The sequence below is a fragment of the Ureibacillus thermosphaericus genome (genome assembly GCF_002370195.2).
GTDB lineage: Bacteria > Bacillota > Bacilli > Bacillales_A > Planococcaceae > Ureibacillus > Ureibacillus thermosphaericus.
This window is the reverse complement of the sequence record NZ_AP018335.1, coordinates 3,395,022-3,414,553: the sequence shown is the minus strand read 5'-3', so window position 1 is coordinate 3,414,553 and position 19,532 is coordinate 3,395,022. Positions and strand designations below refer to the sequence as shown.

18 protein-coding genes are annotated in these 19,532 nt (G+C 33.8%); 14 read left to right on the top strand and 4 right to left on the bottom strand.

Features of this window, described 5'->3' with window-relative positions; translation table 11 throughout:
- Positions 1-185 precede the first annotated feature (185 nt).
- The 11 genes from UtA1_RS16520 (at position 186) to UtA1_RS16470 (ending at position 12,032) form a co-directional block, all read left to right on the top strand.
- Positions 186-1,142, top strand: coding sequence for an ABC transporter ATP-binding protein (locus tag UtA1_RS16520; protein ID WP_096552590.1), 957 nt, complete (start codon positions 186-188; stop codon positions 1,140-1,142).
- 15 nt (positions 1,143-1,157) lie between these two features.
- Positions 1,158-2,132 carry an ABC transporter ATP-binding protein gene (locus tag UtA1_RS16515; RefSeq protein WP_096552283.1) on the top strand — a complete coding sequence of 325 codons (975 nt, stop codon included), beginning with the start codon at positions 1,158-1,160 and terminating at the stop codon, positions 2,130-2,132.
- On the top strand, positions 2,129-2,920 hold the full coding sequence (locus tag UtA1_RS16510) for an IclR family transcriptional regulator (protein ID WP_096552281.1): 792 nt from the start codon (positions 2,129-2,131) through the stop codon (positions 2,918-2,920). Before UtA1_RS16515 ends, UtA1_RS16510 begins: the two co-directional genes overlap by 4 nt.
- A 26-nt stretch (positions 2,921-2,946) precedes the next feature.
- On the top strand, positions 2,947-4,518 hold the full coding sequence (locus UtA1_RS16505) for an ABC transporter substrate-binding protein (RefSeq protein ID WP_096552279.1): 1,572 nt from the start codon (positions 2,947-2,949) through the stop codon (positions 4,516-4,518).
- 61 nt (positions 4,519-4,579) lie between these two features.
- Entirely contained in the window at positions 4,580-5,509 is a 930-nt protein-coding gene (nikB, locus tag UtA1_RS16500) for a nickel ABC transporter permease (RefSeq protein WP_096552277.1), read from the top strand.
- A gap of 2 nt (positions 5,510-5,511) precedes the next feature.
- Entirely contained in the window at positions 5,512-6,414 is a 903-nt protein-coding gene (locus tag UtA1_RS16495) for an ABC transporter permease (protein WP_096552275.1), read from the top strand.
- 98 nt (positions 6,415-6,512) lie between these two features.
- On the top strand, positions 6,513-9,167 hold the full coding sequence (locus UtA1_RS16490) for a M14 family metallopeptidase (protein WP_172597894.1): 2,655 nt from the start codon (positions 6,513-6,515) through the stop codon (positions 9,165-9,167).
- Positions 9,164-9,769: a pyroglutamyl-peptidase I gene (locus UtA1_RS16485; RefSeq protein WP_096552271.1), complete on the top strand. Its 606-nt coding sequence runs from the start codon at positions 9,164-9,166 to the stop codon at positions 9,767-9,769. Before UtA1_RS16490 ends, UtA1_RS16485 begins: the two co-directional genes overlap by 4 nt.
- On the top strand, positions 9,759-10,481 hold the full coding sequence (gene pxpB / locus UtA1_RS16480; RefSeq protein WP_096552269.1) for a 5-oxoprolinase subunit PxpB: 723 nt from the start codon (positions 9,759-9,761) through the stop codon (positions 10,479-10,481). The genes UtA1_RS16485 and pxpB overlap by 11 nt, the downstream gene beginning before the upstream one ends.
- On the top strand, positions 10,457-11,326 hold the full coding sequence (locus UtA1_RS16475; protein ID WP_096552267.1) for a 5-oxoprolinase subunit C family protein: 870 nt from the start codon (positions 10,457-10,459) through the stop codon (positions 11,324-11,326). Before pxpB ends, UtA1_RS16475 begins: the two co-directional genes overlap by 25 nt.
- Entirely contained in the window at positions 11,316-12,032 is a 717-nt protein-coding gene (locus tag UtA1_RS16470; protein WP_096552266.1) for a 5-oxoprolinase subunit PxpA, read from the top strand. Before UtA1_RS16475 ends, UtA1_RS16470 begins: the two co-directional genes overlap by 11 nt.
- A 167-nt stretch (positions 12,033-12,199) precedes the next feature.
- Here UtA1_RS16470 and UtA1_RS16465 read toward each other — a convergent pair whose 3' ends face one another.
- Entirely contained in the window at positions 12,200-12,403 is a 204-nt protein-coding gene (locus UtA1_RS16465; RefSeq protein ID WP_096552264.1) for an SE1561 family protein, read from the bottom strand.
- Between the two features lie 620 nt (positions 12,404-13,023).
- Here UtA1_RS16465 and ltrA point away from each other — a divergent pair.
- The gene (gene ltrA / locus UtA1_RS16460; RefSeq protein ID WP_096552415.1) at positions 13,024-14,286 is read left to right on the top strand and encodes a group II intron reverse transcriptase/maturase; all 1,263 of its coding nucleotides are present in this window, start codon (positions 13,024-13,026) and stop codon (positions 14,284-14,286) included.
- A 112-nt stretch (positions 14,287-14,398) separates the two neighbouring features.
- Here the strand turns inward: ltrA and UtA1_RS16455 are convergent, their stop codons facing one another.
- From UtA1_RS16455 to UtA1_RS16445, 3 genes are all read right to left on the bottom strand, one after another.
- Positions 14,399-14,578 (bottom strand): SE1561 family protein, encoded by a 180-nt coding sequence (locus UtA1_RS16455; protein WP_016837889.1) that lies wholly within the window; start codon positions 14,576-14,578, stop codon positions 14,399-14,401.
- Positions 14,579-15,103: 525 nt separating this feature from the next.
- Positions 15,104-16,243: a carboxynorspermidine decarboxylase gene (gene nspC / locus UtA1_RS16450; RefSeq protein WP_096552262.1), complete on the bottom strand. Its 1,140-nt coding sequence runs from the start codon at positions 16,241-16,243 to the stop codon at positions 15,104-15,106.
- Complete coding sequence (locus UtA1_RS16445; protein WP_016837887.1) at positions 16,243-17,469, bottom strand: saccharopine dehydrogenase family protein; 1,227 nt, start codon at positions 17,467-17,469, stop codon at positions 16,243-16,245. The genes nspC and UtA1_RS16445 overlap by 1 nt, the downstream gene beginning before the upstream one ends.
- 457 nt (positions 17,470-17,926) lie before the next feature.
- On the opposite strand from UtA1_RS16445, the gene UtA1_RS16440 reads away from it, so the two are divergent.
- Positions 17,927-18,307 (top strand): GntR family transcriptional regulator, encoded by a 381-nt coding sequence (locus UtA1_RS16440; protein WP_016837886.1) that lies wholly within the window; start codon positions 17,927-17,929, stop codon positions 18,305-18,307.
- A 12-nt stretch (positions 18,308-18,319) separates the two neighbouring features.
- Positions 18,320-19,420, top strand: coding sequence for a DUF1648 domain-containing protein (locus UtA1_RS16435; protein ID WP_096552260.1), 1,101 nt, complete (start codon positions 18,320-18,322; stop codon positions 19,418-19,420).
- Positions 19,421-19,532: the final 112 nt, after the last annotated feature.

Genomic DNA, 19,532 nt, shown 5'->3' with positions numbered 1-19,532 from the left:
GATGGAATTATTATTCTACTATACATTTCAGATAATTCCTAAAAAAAATAGATGTAAATTTCAGAAAAATATTGAATATTAAAAAATTTTTTAGTATCATTTTTCTATAAATTTAAAAAATGGAATTCGATTTCATTTTTTGGAATGGTTTTACATAACTGGAGGGGGAAAATGTGCAAAAAGTTATGCTCCGAACTACAAATTTAAAAGTTGGTTATACAATTGAAAAACAACAAGTATCTATCGTAAATGGCGTTTCCTTTGAGCTGGAAAAGGGAAAGACATTAGGTATTGTCGGAGAATCTGGATGTGGAAAAAGTATGACGTCCTATTCATTATTAGGTCTTTTACCAAAAGGGATTGAAATACAGAGCGGTTCTATTGAGATAGATAATAAACAAGTAAATATAAAATCTGAAAAAGAATGGCGAAGTCTTCGGGGAAAGAAAATTGCTTTGATTTTTCAGGAGCCGATGAGTTCACTAAATCCAGTATATAAAATTGGTGATCAAATCATTGAAATGATAAGAAGTCATCATAAAAAAACTACTAAAAAAGAAGCAAGAGAAAAAGCGTTAGAGATGCTTAACTTAGTTGGTATTCCAAGGCCTGACAAAGTGATAGATGAATACCCTCATCAATTATCTGGTGGAATGCGTCAGAGAGTAATGATTGCAATTGCTCTATCATGTAATCCAGAGATTTTAATAGCCGATGAGCCTACAACAGCATTAGACGTTACGATTCAAGCTCAAATTTTAGAATTAATGAAAGAACTACAACAGAAACTTGAGATGTCAATTATATTAATCACCCATGATTTAGGTGTTGTTGCAGAAATGTGTGAAAAAGTCATTGTGATGTATGCAGGAGAGGTTGTTGAAGAGGCAACTGTTACGGATTTATTTGATAATCCTAAACATCCATATACAAAAGGATTATTAGCATCATTACCAAGTATTCATGATAGTAAAGATCGTTTATCGACAATTGATGGTGTGGTTCCAGCGCCAGATGAAATGCCTTTAGGCTGTCGTTTTAAAGATCGATGTAGTTTTGCTCATAGTAAATGTTCACAAAAACCTGATTTATTTTTTTCAGATAATCAAAAAGTAAGATGTTGGTTGTATGAAAATGTGTAGAAGGGAGTGGATAGCGTGTCTACACCGATTTTAGAAATAAGAAATCTGAAAAAATATTATAAAGTTGGACCCAATAAAAAAAACGATTTAAAAGCGGTAGATGATGTTTCTTTTACTGTACATAAAGGAGAAATATTTGGAATTGTTGGTGAATCTGGATGCGGAAAGTCAACAATGGGAAAATCAATTTTACGTTTAATTGAACCTACTGAGGGAGAAGTTATTTTAAATGGTGAAGACTTAGTTAAACTTGATTCGGCTGAAATGCGAGAAAAGCGGAAAGATATTCAAATTATTTTCCAAGATCCTTTTGCATCATTAAATCCTAGAATGAAAGTTTTTAAAATCATAGAGGAGCCGTTAATAAATTTCAAAATTGGTACGAAAGAAGAGAGAAGAAAAAGAGTAATCGAAGTTGCAAAGCAAGTCGGTTTAACTGAAAACCATTTACAAAGATTCCCGCATGAATTTTCGGGTGGTCAACGTCAACGAATTGGTATAGCAAGGGCAATTGTAACAAATCCGAAAGTTATCATTGCAGATGAACCAGTTTCAGCTTTAGATGTATCAATTCAATCTCAAGTTTTAAATATAATGAAAGATTTGAATGAAAATTTAGGTATCACTTTTATTTTCATATCACATGATTTAAATGTTGTGCACCATTTCTGTGACAAAATCGGTGTAATGTATTTAGGAAAACTAGTAGAGATAGCAGAAAAAAATGAGTTATTTAATAATGCAAAACATCCATATACAAAAGCCTTATTATCTGCATTACCAAAATCTCATCCTAAAGAAGTAAAACAACGTACAGTACTTAAAGGTGATGTGCCTAGTCCAAGTAATCCACCAACTGGTTGTACATTTCATCCACGTTGTCCTAATGCTATGGAATCATGTAAAACGAGTGTACCAAAGCTATCAAACTATAATACTGAACATAAAGTTTCATGTTTACTCTATGAAACTGTGGAAGTGGTTAAGTGAGTAAAACATTTGAAAAAGCAGTAAAAATTTTATCGCTATTTAACTATGAAAAACCAGTTTGGACATTAGATGAAATGGCACAAGAGACGAATATTCCAAAGCCAACATTAATTCGGTTTTTAAAATCATTTACAGAAGTTGGATTTTTAAGACGACCTAGCCATTATGTTGGTTCAAAATTGGTACTGTCAGATAATTATTATTTAGGATATAAACTTATTGAACTTGGGGTAATAGCTTCAAGTTCATTAGAGGTTAAAAACATTGCATTACCAGAAATGATAAGCCTTCGAGATGAATTTGACGTTGCAGTACAGTTGATTTGTATGGATCAACTAGATGGATTGTATTTAGAAAAAGTAGAGAGTACTAATCCGGCTCTATTATATACAAAAGTAGGTAGGCGAGCACCGTTATATGCAGGTGCATGTTCAAGAATTATTTTAGCTTATCAATCTAACAAATTAATTAATGAAATATTATTAGGTAATTTAGTGAAATTTGCTAGTGGTACATTGACGACAAAAAATGAATTATTAAATGCTATTGAATCTAGTAAAAAATTAGGCTATGCCTATAGTTTATCAGAATTAGCTGAAGGAACAGTTTCACTAGCTGTCCCAATATTTAATGCTGAAGGAAAAGTACTTTATTCAATTTCAATCGCGGGAATAGAAGCAAATATTCCAAAATCAAAAATTAAAGAATACTTACCTCGTATGTGGAAAGCAGCAGCTAAAATTTCCAAAGAATTAGGTTATTCTGCTTCATATCCATATGGGCAATAACAATAATTAACAAAGGAGATGTTGGTATGAAAAGAAATTGGTTGCTTATGTTGTTAGCTAGTATCGTACTCATATTAGCAGCATGTAGTAATTCCGATTCTGGTAATAACGATACTCAAGCTGATACTTCAAACAATGAACCTAAAATTGATAGAGGAAATGAAATTGTGTTTGCTGTTTCAAGTGAACCTCAAAACTGGGACCCAATCGATACATTCTTATTAGATTGGAGTACTATAGCTACATCTGTTTTTGAGGGCTTAGTTATCCGTAATAATGACTTAGAAATTGAACCAGGTTTAGCAGAATCATGGGAATACATAGATGAAAAAACTATCGTATTCCAATTACGTCAAGGGGTTACTTTCCATAATGGTGAGCCATTTAATGCAGAGGCGGTAAAATTCACATTTGATCGTTTATTAGGCGAGGAAGGTCAAGCGGGTCCACAATATTCTAACTATTCTTCAATCGAAAGTGTAGAAGTTACTGGAGAATATGAAGTTACGTTTAAATTAAATAGCCCAGACCCTGTATTAATTACAAAACTTTCTGGTTATGGTGCTTCCATAGTTCCACCAAAATATATTGCTGAAATGGGAGATGAACACTTTAACAACAACCCAGTTGGTACTGGTCCGTATAAAATGGTTTCTTACAAACGAGATCAAGAAATTGTATTAGAAAGATATGAGGATTATTGGGAAAGTGATCAATATCATGTTGATAAAATTACATTTAAAGTAATTCCTGAAGCATCAACACGATTAGCTGAGTTACAAGCGGGCACTATTGATGCAATGAAACGCTTAGAAGTTTCACAAGTTGAAACAGTTAAATCTCAAAGTTATTTACAATTGTTAGAAGTTGGTACACCAACAGCTTACGCTATCCGATTTGATACAGGGAAAAAACCGATGGATGATGTTCGTGTACGTAAAGCAATTAACTATGCAATTGATAAGGAAGCAATTATTGCGCAAATATTAAGTGGTTATGGTAAACCAATTGCAACATTCCAAAGTGAACTTTCATTTGGACATAACCCAGATTTAGAACCTTATCCATATGACCCAGAAAAAGCGAAACAATTATTAGCAGAAGCAAATGTTCCGGAAAATACGACATTAGAATTTTATGTACCTGGTAATGATGGAACATTTAAAGAAATTGCACAAGTAGTAGCAAATTATTTACAAGAAGTAGGACTAAAAGTAGAAATTAAAACAGCAGAAATTACAACGATGAACTCCGATTTAATTCCAAATGGAAAAGCTGGTCATATGTACAGAAATGGCTGGGGTGGATGGACATTAGACTTTGATAATACAGCATATCAAATGTATTATGAAGGTCAATTCTGGAACCCATCATATAAAAATGAAAAAGTTGAAGAACTTTTAGATGCACAACGTCAAAGTATTGATAATGGGGAACGTGCAAAAATCTTTAAAGAATTAACACAAATTTTATATGATGATGTACCAGAAGTTAATCTATATTCAGGTGTAGACTTATATGCAATTAACAAGCGTATTAAAGGTTTCCAACCTCCACATGATGATCGTTTAAGCTTTAAAGGTGTTACAGTGGAGTAAAAATCTAGAGGAGATAGAGAGTTCTTTCTATCTCCTTATCTAATATAAAGGGGAAGATGAAATGGCTAAATATATCGTTAAGCGATTGTTTCATACTATATTCGTAATACTTTCTATTTCAATTATTATTTTCTCAGCAATTCGTTTAACAGGTGACCCAGTAACTGTAATGTTTGGTGCAGGAGAACCAACTGAAGAAGCGATTGAAAGAATTACTATAGAACTAGGACTTGATAAATCATTACCCGAACAATATTTTATTTTTTTAAAAGGATTAATAATGTTTGATTTAGGAGTTTCTTATCGTTCTGGAGAACAAGTAATTGATTTAATTTTGGAACGTGCATGGCCAACATTCGCATTAGCGCTTGGTGGAATGTTTTTCGCAATATTAATTGCATTTCCTGTCGGGATTTTATCTGCAATAAAAAAAGATAAGCCTATTGATTTTTTGGGAAGAGTTTTTTCGTTAATTGGTATTTCCTTTCCTAATTTTTGGCTTGGTATCATGTTGATTTTAATTTTTTCGGTTAATTTAAAGTGGTTTCCAGCTTCTGGTTTTGATGGATTTAAATCAATTATTTTGCCCTCATTTACTCTTGGTTTAATTCTATCTGGAATATTAGCACGACTTATACGTTCGTCAATGCTGGAAGTAATGAAAATGCAATATATTACAACTGCCCGCTCTAAAGGAATTAAAGAATGGAAAGTAATTATTAAACATGGTTTTCGCAATGCATTATTACCAACTGTTACATTAATCGGATTACAATTTGGTGCATTGTTAGGTGGTACGGTAATTATTGAACAAGTTTTTGCATGGCCAGGAATTGGTAGATTAATAGTTGACGCAATAAATCAGAGAGATTATCCAGTAGTTCAAGGTGGGGTAATTGTTTTAGCAATAGTAATGGTTTTAGTAAATTTACTTGTTGACTTAAGTTATTCTTTAATCAATCCCAAGATTCGCACAGGTAAGGGGGATTAACTTTGACACAAATTATTGAACAAAATTCAAAAACTATTGCAAAGAAAAAAAGTTTTATCAAACTACTTATCAATTTTATAATAAAAAATCCAACTGGTTTCATTGGAATGATATTAGTTTCCGTATCTGTTTTTACAGCTCTATTTGCTAATATTATTATGCCTTTTGATCCTTTTAAGGCAGATTTAGTTTCTCGTTTAGTGCCACCAAGCTGGGCTGATGAAGCAGGGAAATCTGTTTATTTTCTTGGTGGAGATCAATTAGGAAGAGATTTATTGAGCCGTATAATGTATGGAGCAAGAATCTCTTTAATTGTAAGTATTGGTGGCGTTTGTATTGCGCTAACTTTAGGAACGATTTTAGGGATATTAGCTGGTTACTTCGGTAAATGGTTTGACGATATTATAATGCGTCTTGGTGATATTCAATTAGCTTTCCCATTTATGTTATTAGCAATTGTTATTATGAGTGTTCTTGGTACTGGTATAGAAAAAATCATTATCATTTTAGGACTAACTTATTGGGTGAATTTTGCACGCTTAATTCGAGGCGAAATATTATCTTTAAAGGAACAAGAGTACATTCAAGCTGCAAAAGCAATTGGCGGTACCCATTTTGTAATTATTTTTAAACATGTATTACCAAATATTGCAGGGCCAATTATAGTGTTAGCAACGATGTGTATTGCTGAATTTATTTTACTCGAAGCATCATTAACATTTTTAGGGTTAGGGGTTGACCCTACTATTCCTTCGTGGGGAGGAATGCTTTCAGATAGTAGAAACTACATTACAACCGCTTGGTGGACAGCGGTATTTCCAGGTCTAGCAATTATGTTAACTGTATTAGGTTTTAATTTATTAGGAGATTGGATACGCGACCGATTAGATCCAAATTCTAAATAGGGTGATAAATTATGATGATAAAACAGCTTATACACAATGGGATACCATCTGTTTATATTGAATTGCCGGATGACGAATCTTTTTTTTCTGAAGGACTAGTGGATTTTATTGCATATTTAGGTGTTTTAAGTAGTGAAATAAAGCTAGATATATTTGAAGATAAAGGACAAAAAAATAAAATAAAAATTGTTCCAACGACTAAAACATCTATTTTATATGAAGAAAATAGTATAACTATTTACTATAATTCCATTTTTGAATTAGACCAACTGTTAAGAGATTTTATTAAAGATTATCCAACAAATAATCTAGAAGAAGAGACACAAGTGACTTATAGCGAGTTGGAGCACTTATGGACATTCTATGGAACAGGTGATAAGCAAGAGGCTCATCCTAAACAACATTTAGATTTTAGTTTTCAAATTAAAGTAACAAAAACGAAAGAACTATTGAAATCAATCTGTTATATGGTATTAAGACTTGGATTATATTCAACAAGTGCGCGATTACCAATTATCAATAATTCAAATGCAACTGCACAATTTAAAATTGTTAAAGGTTCAAATGAAACATTCACTTTAGAATCAAAAAATACGTTTTTATTAGAAAGTAATCATGCGGAAAAAACATTAAATAGTATTGCTCAAGTTGTACATACCAGTGAAGGGGGGATATGGGGCGCATGGAAAAATCATTTGTTTGTGCAACCTGAAATAAAAAGAGTTTTACACAAAACGTGGACTTCTCAATCCGAAGCTACTAGGTTATTAGACAAGCTTAAAGGCATGGAAGGAGATGTTGAAGTATTTGTAACTGCTAATGCAGAAAATCGAAAGAGTTTCCAACAACGTATAAAAAGTGAATGTAATAAGTTGGGTGAAGTGAAAGTTTATAGTGCTTTTAAATCAGGTTTTTATTGGTTATTAGAAGAGGTAGCTCCACTATACGATAAAGTGGAGAAAATCGATATTTACTGTAAAAATGGAGCACAAACTGGAAATTTAGAACTAGCAAATCGATGGATTATGGAATTATATCCAATCGATGAGTTATTGGCACAACGTTTTCAGATTGATAAAGATGCTATCCAATTTCACTTAGTTGAAGAACAAGAAGAAATTTACAAAGTCGTAATAGGGAACAATTATCATACGTTTTCCCCATTAATCGATACTTTCCATTATGTAGATGGACAACATTATGTTTCTCCCACAACAGCTGGAGTTCGTAGTAAAGATGGTCAATGGATTATAAATACGGATAGAAAAAGTTTTTACGAGTATTTGTTAAATGACATTATGCCAGAAATTGAATATTACATTGAACAATCAAAAGGGGATGGCATTACAAGTCCACTTTTTGAAAAACTTGAAATAGTTTATAAAGGTGCGGGCATTGAAGAAGAATTGCCAGTTAAAAATGAGCTTAACTCCTCTTTAGAGGCATTATATGAAGATTTGTATTTTAATTTATTAGAGTACTTTAAAATTCTTGGTTCAAAGAAATTCGGTAAACCTTATACTTCACCTGGTGGAATTATTCCGAAAATGTATTTGTCAGAAGAAATATATGAAGATGTTTCAGGTGAATTTTCACTGTATGTAACTACCGATGAACAACAGGAGGATTGTTTAGAGTTAATTAAATTCAATGAACATGGTGAAATGGAGCAATTCCACTTTTTAAATAACAAGCCCTTAAACTTAAGTGATCTTCAACCTGTACCAATTTCAGAAGATTTAAAATCTCTAGAAAGTAACGTTTCAAAAATTGTTTATGTTAATCATTCATACTTACGTAGACCTATTTTTGCGGTGGAATGCACAATTAGAAGTGAGCAAAGTTTTATATCCGGAATAAAAAAGTCAAATGAGAAACATACAGTCATAATTGAAACCGGTCACCATGCAAATGAAGTTTCTAGCATTCCAGCAGCAAAAAAGTTAATAAAAAAATTGCAGAGTGAGTATGTAGATTATTTAAATAAATTGAATGTAATAGTCATTTTAAATGCAAATCCTGATGGTGAAGCGTTATTAAGAGAATTAACAAAAGAACATCCAAAATGGAAGCATCATGCAGCACGATTTAATGCAGTAGGTTTAGAATTCGCACATCTAAAATTTCAAAAAACTGAGTTTGGTGAAGCAGATGTTCTGCCTAACTTATTAAAAAAATGGGCACCGGATATTGTTATCGACAATCATGGAATTCCAGCACATGAATGGGTACAGCCGTTTGCCGGTTATAATACACCGCCACTATTTCCAGTTTCGTATAACTTACCAAGTGCTAAAGTATATGGTATTGGCCGTTATATAAAAACAGACTATGCGGATGTGCATAAAGAAAATTTACAAATAATAGAAGAACAATTAGATGAATTATTCCGTGATACTGTCTTTGCAGAAGAAAATAAATATTGGAGAAATCGTTATATCAAATACGGAACGCAGTTTGCTCCAGAGAAGTATCCGATAGAAGGTAGTGATAATATTAATTTTTATTCAGAACTAACAGTAACACCCGAATATCCAGCGGTTACTATTTTTAGATATCCATCTTGGGTTGCTGCAGATATCACATCTGAAGTAGCAGATGAAGTTTTATATGGCGAAGAATTAGAAAGTTGTATAGAAGCACAATATTTATTTAACAAATCCATTTTGGAATCAGTATATCAATCCCCTATCATCTTATTGAATAAATACGAAAAAGTCAGACCAATTAGTTTAAGGAGGAAAAACAGATGAAAAAGCTTTTCCTAACAGGGTTTGAACCATTTTTAGATTATCATGTAAATCCAACTTGGGACATTGTAGAAAAATTAAATGGTACGGTTATTGGAGATTATAAAATCGTAAGTAAAGGGTTAAAGGTAGATTTCAAAGATGGTATCGAAGAATTTAAACAAGCGTTAGAAGATATTAAGCCTGACATGATTATTTCGTTAGGAATTGCAGCAGGTCGTCACAAAGTAACACCTGAACGAATCGCGATAAATATTAAAGATGGAGATGCGGACAATCAAGGCTATCAACCCATTGATGAATTAATAGATGAAGAAGGTCCTGACGCGTACTTAACAAACTTACCAATTAGAGCAATGGTAAATCGTTTGTTGAATGAGGGTTATCCAGCTGAAATTTCTAATAGTGCTGGTACGTATCTTTGTAATAACGTAATGTATGAAGGTTTGAAATATGCTACGAAACATAATATATTGGCCGGATTTATTCATATACCGATGAATTTTGAATTAGCTTGTAAACATGGAAAATATCCAGGTTGGAGTAATCATGATTTGCTTTCAGCTGTGAAAATATGTCTAGAGGAAGCGATCAATGCAACTTAATATATTTATGCCAAAGTTTTTTTGGATCACACCAAATATTATAAGATTTTCATTTGAAGAAGAAATTTCTTATGAGAACTTATCTTTATTACAATCATTTGAGTCGATGTTAAATATTCACTTTCGAAAGCATCTCATAGAGATAGTTCCTGGATATCATACGGTTACAGTATATTTAAAAACAAAACATCAATTTAATGTAACCGAAGTTTTGAATTATTGGAGAAAGCACTCAATTCAAAAACAAAACAGATCATCAAAGATTATTACTATTCCAGTATGTTATGACGAAGAGTTTGCTATTGATATGGAGAGAATCATAGAATATACGGGTCTTAGTTATGAAGAAATCGTTAATATTCATAGTTCTAAGACGTATGAAGTATTTCTTATGGGGTTTTTGCCGGGTTTTCCATACTTAGGGATATTAGATGCACGTTTAAGGGTACCAAGATTACCAAAAGCTAGAAAAAATGTTGAAGCTGGTTCTGTCGGCATTGGTGGGATACAGACAGGGATTTATTCATTGTCATCTCCAGGTGGTTGGAATATTCTGGGCAGAACTCCAGTTCAATTATTTAATTTTCAGTATAAACCTTATTTTTTCTTTAGCCCTCAAGTGAAAGTTCGAATTGATCGAATTTCAAAAACAGAGTTTAAAAAAATAGAAGAAAGAGGGTTGGAGCTATGGAAGGACTACTTAAAATTATAAAAATGGGGGTTTATGCCTCTATACAAGATCAAGGGAGATTTAGTTATCGAAGATTTGGTGTTCCACAATCAGGTCCAATGGACAGAGTATCCCATTATTATGGCAATTATATTTTGGGGAATATAGTAAATAGTCCTTCTCTTGAAATATTTGTTGGTGGATTTAAGTTTCAAGCACTCCAAGACAACACGTATGTTATTACTGGTCCAAACGCTGAATGTTATGTAAATGGTGAATTAATTCCTTTGTGGAAAGCATTTGAATTAAAAAAAGACGACTGTTTAGAAATTAAAAGAATTATAGACGGAAATATTATTTATTTAAGTGCGCTAGGCGGATTCGCAAATGAATTAATTTTAGGAAGTCGTTCTACATATGATTTAGCGAATATGGGACTGGAATGTAGAGAAGGTACAATATTAAATAGATTAAACAATGTGGAAAAATGTGAAATAAGAGGATTGTATCCAAAATATATCCCTAATTATTCAAAAAATAAAATTAGAGTCTATAAAGGACCTCACTTTGATTTATTTGATGAAGAAAGTAAAGAGTTGTTTATGAAAAAGTTTCAATATATTGGTGGCAACAGAATGGGATATTATTTGAAAGGTGCTAGTTTAAAACGTACTTGTGAGCAGGATATTTTGTCAGAAGCAACTCAATTCGGAAGTATTCAAGTTATGTCAAATGGACAACCAGTTGTTTTGATGGCAGATAGTCAAACAATTGGCGGTTATCCAATTATTGCAACAATCGTTGAAGAGGACTTACCGATCTTTGTACAGACGAAAATGTTTGATGAAGTTCAATTTGAAATAGTGGGTGAGTTAAATGGATATTAATTGTGATCTAGGAGAAGGTTTTGGTAATTATAAAATGCCAAACGACGAAAAAATTTTACCTTACGTAACTTCAATTAATGTAGCGTGCGGCTTCCATGCAGGGGATCCAATTATTATGGAAGATACAGTTAATTTAGCGATAAAATATAATGTGAAGATTGGCGCACATCCAGGCTATCCTGATTTACAAGGGTTTGGTAGAAGGGAATTGAATATGTCACCGAGGGAGATTTATACAATGCTGTTATATCAGTTAGGCGCATTAAATGCAATTGTAAATGCTAATGGTGCAGAATTGCATCATGTAAAGCCCCACGGTGCATTATACAATCAAAGTGCCAATGACGAAATAATTGCAGATGCAGTGATTTCAGCTGTAAAGGATTTTAATTCGAATTTAATTTTATACTGTTTGTCGGGGAGTTTAATGGCAGAAATGGCTGAGCGGCAAGGTATAGAAGTGTATCATGAAGTATTTGCAGATCGAAATTATAATGACGATGGAACGCTTGTTCATCGAAAGCATCCAAATGCATTAATAAAAGACAATAGTCAAATGTTAAAACATGTGGAAAGAATAATGCGTTCAAAAAAAATATTAACGATTAATAATAAATTTATAGACATTCAGGCAGATACAATTTGCATTCACGGTGATGGGGAGAACGCTTTACAATTCGCACAAAATATTGCAAATATAAAATAATATTTGAAAATGATGCTATCTTTAAGCTGAAAAAAGAATACTTTAATAGGATTAGAGGGGAAATGTTTAGGACTAGGCTTAATTTATAAGGAAGACCTGTTTTCTAGTATTGATTGTAGAGACTGATTCAGGTCTTCCTTTTTTTGTTGATTTACAATTAATATCTTTTAATCGGTGTTGCCATTTTGATTATTATCACGAATTTTAAATTGCTCCAGCTTATCTTCAATATCGTCAATCATTTGAATGAGTCGATCAATATCTTCTACATCAGCTGTTTCTGCGTCAATAGCGTCTAATACTTCAAGGAATATTTCTAAACGTTCTTTTAAATATGTGACTTGTCTGTTTTTGTCATTAATGGGTTTCACGTTTCCACCTCTTTCACCTAGAACATCATAAAGGATAATGGATGTCCATGCAATAATGTGTTTACAGTATGTGTGCGCCTGGCATGGATGTAATCTATAGGGTGCAAGTCCCGAGCCGTGAAGGCAGAAGTAACGGTTAGCTTAACGCAAGGGTGTCTGTGGTGACGCGGAATCTGAAGGAAGCGAGCGGCAAACTTCCGGTCTGAGGAACACGAACTTCATACAAGGCTAGGTATCATTGGATGAGTTTGCACAACAAAACAAAGTCCTTTCTGCCGAAGGTGATACAGAGTAAATGAAGCAGATAGATGGAAGGAAAGATTACATTCTTACCCAGGGAGGTCTGATGGATACGTGAAATACACTTCATAACCTACTTAGTGATAAGTAGCTGAACCATCAGAAGTCAGCAGAGGTCATAGTATTAGTTGGTCTAGAACAACTGAGAAGGACCGAACAATTAAGAGAGAATAGCCCTTGGCATTCAGTGAGTCATGATGAACACAGAAAACGTAGTACCTCACTTGAGGGAGGAAGCGGTGAATCCCGTGGGGGACCTCTTGGAGGGTGGAGTGACCACTGGCATAAAGAGAACAGCTATTCACGGAAGGAGAATAACGATGCTTTTGAATCAAATCCTGTCACGGGAGAACATGCTTCAAGCACTAAAACGTGTAGAACAGAATAAAGGAAGCCACGGAGTAGATATGATGCCCGTACAAAATCTACGACAGCACATAGTTGAAAACTGGCTATCGATTAAAGAAGCAATTCTCAAGGGAACTTATGAACCGATGCCAGTCCGCAGAGTCGAAATCCCGAAACCTGATGGCGGTGTTCGTTTACTAGGAATCCCTACCGTAACAGACCGTTTGATTCAACAAGCAATCGCCCAAGTACTTTCAAAAGTGTATGACCCTACATTCTCTGAAAACAGCTACGGATTTAGACCAAACCGAAGTGCCCATGATGCGGTGAGGAAAGCGAAAGAATATATAAGAGATGGACATCGATGGGTTGTAGATATGGACTTGGAGAAATTCTTTGATAAGGTCAACCATGACAGATTAATGGGTACACTCGCGAAGAGAATCCAAGATAAACCATTACTGAAATTGATTCGTAAGTATTTACAATCGGGCGTCATGATTAATGGTGTGGTGTCAAACACATTTGAGGGAACTCCACAAGGAGGACCATTAAGTCCGCTACTATCTAACATTGTACTAGATGAACTAGATAAAGAATTGGAAAGAAGAGGACACAAATTCGTTCGATATGCGGATGACTGTAACATTTACGTGAAAAGTAAACGAGCAGGACTTCGCACAATGGCAAGTATCCAGCGATTTATTGAAGGAAAACTACGACTGAAAGTAAATGAAAAGAAATCAGCGGTCGACCGTCCATGGAAACGTAAGTTTCTAGGATTTAGCTTTACCTATCATAAAGAGCCAAAGGTTCGTATCGCAAAAGAAAGCCTTAAACGAATGAAGAATAAAGTTCGTGAAATCACATCACGCAAGATGCCCTACCCGATGGAATACCGCATTCAGAAACTGAATCAATATCTAATGGGATGGTGTGGATATTTTGCGTTAGCAGACACCAAATCTATATTCCCTGAATTAGATAAATGGATTCGTAGAAGACTTCGAATGTGTCTATGGAAGAACTGGAAGAAACCGAAAACAAAGTTACGCAACCTTATTCAACTTGGCGTACCACAATGGCAAGCGTATGAATGGGGAAATACTCGGAAGAGTTATTGGCGTATTTCAAAAAGTCCAATATTACACAGAACCCTTGGTAACTCCTATTGGAGAAACCAAGGGCTGAAAAGTCTTGAAGCTCGTTATGAAAACTTGCGTCAATTATCTTAATTGAACCGCCGTATACGGAACCGTACGTACGGTGGTGTGAGAGGACGGGAGTTAATCGCTCCCTCCTACTCGATTTGGATTTGTTTGTTAAATTTGGAAATAAACAGTTTTGTTAAGATCTTTGTTTAAACTGCTCGATTTTTTCTTCAATATCGTCAATCATTTTAATTAAGCGATCAATGTCTTCGATACCCGCAGTTTCTTCATCAATTGCTTCCAATACTTCGAGGAAGATTTCTAAACGCTCTTTTAAGTATTTAACTTGTGTGTTTTTGTCTTGAATTGGTTTCACGTTTCCACCTCTTTCGTCTAGGTCATCATAACGAAAAACAGCGATAATTGCAATAAAAGAATAAAGTTTTAAATTGAAAATAATAGGTATTTAGAATTAATTTTATTTTTATTATTCAGAATATTTACAAAAATGAAGTGTTGTGTTAAATTATAATTAACAATTCGTAAAGGGGATGGTCGAAAAGAACACGCTCACTCTAATTGCAAAGGAGGGAGTTTAAACAATCTTTCGGCCTGACTAATTGCCGAAAACTGTTTATACAACAATAATGGTGGTAAGTAAACGATAAACCCTAGTTGATGTGCATCAATAACGATGCACAATCCTAGGGTTTTAATTTTTGTGTTTTTTTAATACCGGTTCCAATTAAACGATTAAAAAAATTTAGGAGTTGTTTTTGTCCTTTATTTTCTTATTGTTGCCGATTTTTTACAGCATAATTAATGGGTACAGGGGTTTTCTGAAAATAAGGGCAGTATAAAAAAACACCAATTGGTGGCTAGTCCAATTGGTGTTGAATAATTACGATAAACGATTACGGTAATCTTCGTACTTAAACTGTCTAATTACTTTGATGCCTTCTTCTTCATTATATAAGCAAATGCTCGGTAAGTTTACACCGTTAAACATATGGTTTTTCACCATTGTGTAATGAGCCATATCAGTAAATACAATTTTGTCTCCAGGTTTTAGCGGTTCATCGAATGAATAGTCACCAATAACATCTCCTGCAAGGCATGTCATACCACCAAGTCGGTATGTGTATGGTTTATCGTTTGGTGTACTTGCACCGATAATTTGAGGACGGTAAGGCATTTCCAATACGTCAGGCATATGACAAGTTGCCGATGTATCGAGAATTGCGATTTCCATTCCATTTTTTACGATATCAAGCACAGTTGTAACAAGGTAGCCCGTATTTAATGCAATCGCTTCACCTGGTTCAAGAATAACTTGAACATCATATTTGTCTTTTACATAGTTAATCAGATCAACTAGTTTATCGATATCATAATCTTCTCGTGTAATATGATGTCCGCCACCAAAGTTTACCCATTTCATCTGGTGTAAGTATTTCCCGTACTTTTCTTCAAAGTGTGGAAGTATACGTTCAAGCACGTCTGAATTTTGTTCACACATTGCATGGAAGTGGATTCCTTCAACACCATCTAATTCATCTGGACGGAATTGGTCAAATGGAATTCCTAATCTTGAATTGATTGCACATGGATCATAAAGTGCCGTTTCCACTTCGGAATAACCAGGGTTCACTCTCAAACCGATGGAAACGTGCTTGTCCAGTTGTTGAATCTTTTGTTTATATTTATTTAATTGATTGAAAGAGTTGAATACGATATGGTCGATATATTTCAAATATTCATCGATTTCATGTTCAGCGTAGGCTGGTGAGTAGGCATGCACTTCTTTTCCAAATTCCTCGTATCCTAAGCGGGCTTCAAAAAGGGAACTTGCCGTAACCCCCTTCAAATATTTGCTCACTAAAGGAAATGTGGAAAACATGGAAAAACCTTTTAGCGCAAGCAATATATCGCAGCCTGTACGCTGTTGGACGGAATCCAATATCTCCAGATTCCGTTTTAGTAAGCGTTCATCGACAATATAACTTGGGGATGGTGCACTTTTCCAGTTAATCGCTTTCATTATTTTACCTCACGTTTTTCTAGATCTAATTCAAGCAATTCTGGATCGAAGCTTTCTTTCCATGGAAGTCCCCATTTATTTAATTCTTCCATGAATGGATCTGGATCGAATTCCTCTACGTTCCAAACACCAGGTTTTTTCCATAGACCTTTAATAACAAGACTTGCACCAATCATCGCTGGAACGCCAGTTGTATAAGAGATTGCTTGGCTTCCCACTTCACGATAGCATTCTTCGTGGTCACATACATTGTATAAATAGTAAGTTTTTTCTTTGCCGTCTTTTACGCCGCGGAAAATACACCCGATATTTGTTTTTCCTTTTGTACGAGGTCCTAATGACGCTGGATCAGGTAGAACTGCTTTTAAGAATTGAAGAGGTTGAATCATTTTTCCTTCAAATTCAATCGGTTCAATTGATGTCATTCCAACATTTTCAAGTACTCGTAAGTGCGTTAAATATTTTTCTGAGAATGTCATCCAGAAGCGAATTTGTTTAAGGCCTTTAACATTTTTTGCTAAAGATTCTAATTCTTCATGGTAAAGAAGGTAAATATCTTTTGGACCTACTTCAGGGAAGTTATATACTTCTTTAAATTCTAATGGTTCAGTTTCAACCCATTCTCCATCTTTCCAGTAGCGGCCATTAGAAGTAATTTCGCGAATGTTAATTTCAGGGTTGAAGTTAGTCGCGAATGGTAAGCCGTGGTCACCTGCATTACAATCTAAAATGTCGATGTAATGAATTTCATCAAAATGATGTTTTAATGCGTAAGCTGTGAAAACACCTGTTACACCTGGGTCAAATCCACAACCTAATACAGCAGTGATTCCAGCTTTTTCAAATTTTTCTTTATAAGCCCATTGCCATTTATATTCAAATTTAGCTGTTTCAGGTGGTTCGTAGTTAGCAGTATCTAAGTAGTGAACACCTGTAGCTAAACAAGCTTCCATAATAGTTAAGTCTTGATATGGTAATGCTACGTTAATTACCACATCTGGTTTAAAACCATTGATTAATTCAACGAGTTCGTCAACATTATCCGCATCTACTTGAGCAGTGTGGATAATTGTTTTGCCACCGTCGAGTTTCTCCTTTAATGCGTCACATTTTGACTTTGTTCGACTGGCAATCATAATTTCCTCGAACACGTCTGAATTTTGCACACATTTGTGTACCACAACACTAGCTACACCGCCAGCACCAATAATCAATGCTTTACCCAATTCTTTATAACCCCCTTAATGGAAAAATAGTATTAAGCAATGAATTAGATTATACATAATAATTTTTTTCGTATCAATTCTTTTTTAAATGAAAATAAAAAAAATTTTAGTCAATTAAAAAACTAGATAAGATTTGAGTTTCTTCTTATTTTATTTGTTAATTGGCTGAAGTATATGTTGTCTACTTTTTAAATGGGAATGAGTGAGATTTTACGATACAAAATATTCAACATTTATGAGTTTGTAATTGGTCAATTAAGCAGGGAAATTCGTCAAATGGGTTCAAGTATTCGCAACTTTCGGCAAAAATATTGTCTAGGAAAAATATATCTATAAGTCCGAGAAGTCATGCTTTTTAGCAATTAGTCAATTTTTAATTACTAAGAAATAAAAATTTGTTATACACAAAGTAGAACAATTTTGTTATAATAAATGTAGAACAGATTGGGGTGAGGATATGATCATTAGAATTGAACCAGATTCAGATATACCAATTTATATTCAATTAACGAATCAAATTATTGAAGGGATTGCGAAAGGTGATTTAAAACCAGGGGAATTTCTTCCGTCTGTTCGTGCTTTTGCAGCGGATTTGGGGGTGAATATGCATACAGTCAATAAAAGTTATCACGAATTAGAAAAAAAAGGGATTATCGAAATTGTGCCAAAATCAGGTGCGGTCATAAAGAGACATTCCCATATAGATCAAGAAGCATATGAAAGGCTTTATCAGATGCTTAAGCCTCAAATTGCTGAAGGGCTTGTATTAGGGATAGAGAAAGAAGAATTGGTGGATTTAATTGAGAAAATTATAAATGAAATGAAAAAAAATCCTTAAAGGAGGATTGCAATGGCATTATTAATTTCATTGACTATTTTACTGTTTTTAGGGGTTATTCAAGCGATTGTGCCATATTTAGTTAAAAGAACAGTTGTTTTTGGAGTAATGATTCCTGAACAACATATAAAAGATGATTATGTCGTATCTTATAAAAAACAATATTCTATATTGGCCTTAATTTTTTCTTTATTAATGATATTAATGTTTTGCTCATGGATAAGTCTAAAAAATCCTTCTGATGAATTATTGATTTTAGTATGCACTGTCATTGAATTTGGAATTATTTTTGTAAATTTAGCATTATTCTATTACTTCCGAGAAAAAATGAAACAATATAAAGAAGAAATGCAGTGGACGAAACAAATGAAACAAGTGTCAGTAGTTGATGTATCTGTTCGTTCAGAAGATCATTTGCCACCATGGTTTATTTATTTATTCCCAATGGTTATTACTATTGGATTAATAGTTTATACGCTTTATCAATATGATTTATTGCCAAATCAAATTCCAACTCATTGGGGACTGAATGGAGAGCCAGATGCCTTTACTGAAAAAACACCTTTGACTGCTATTCAAATGTTGCTATTTTTACTGTTGCTTCAATTGATGTTTTTGGGAATACAAATAGGAATGAAATTTTCTGGAATTAAGCTGAGTGCCACAAACTTGACTGCTTCGAAAAATCGTCAATTAACATTAAGAAAATCAACTAGCTGGTTTTCGTTTTACACTGTATTGTTATTAACAATGTTGTTTTCATTCTTCCAATTGACGACCATTCATCCGGAATTGTTCGGCGATTCAATATTGAAAACGATTTTGCCTTTTGGATTTTTATTTTTGATTTTAGCTGGAACAATTGTCCTTGTAGTAAAGGTAGGTCGTTCGGATAAAACGCCACCAGCATCGTTAGAAAAGGGAATTATGGATGTGAATGATGATCAATATTGGAAAGCAGGTTTGTTTTATTTTAATAAAAATGACCCATCGATTTTCGTCGAGAAACGATTTGGTGTAGGGTGGACGATTAATTTAGCTAACCCAATTGGTTTCCTTATTCTTATTGTCCCAATAGTGATTATTCTTATTATTACATTGTTGATCAATTAATTAAGATATCAAGTCATACTCGTTAATAGGGTATGACTTTTTTTAATCGTTAGATGATATTCACTTTAACGTCAAACCTACATAAAATACTGTGGAACGAACTATGTGATGA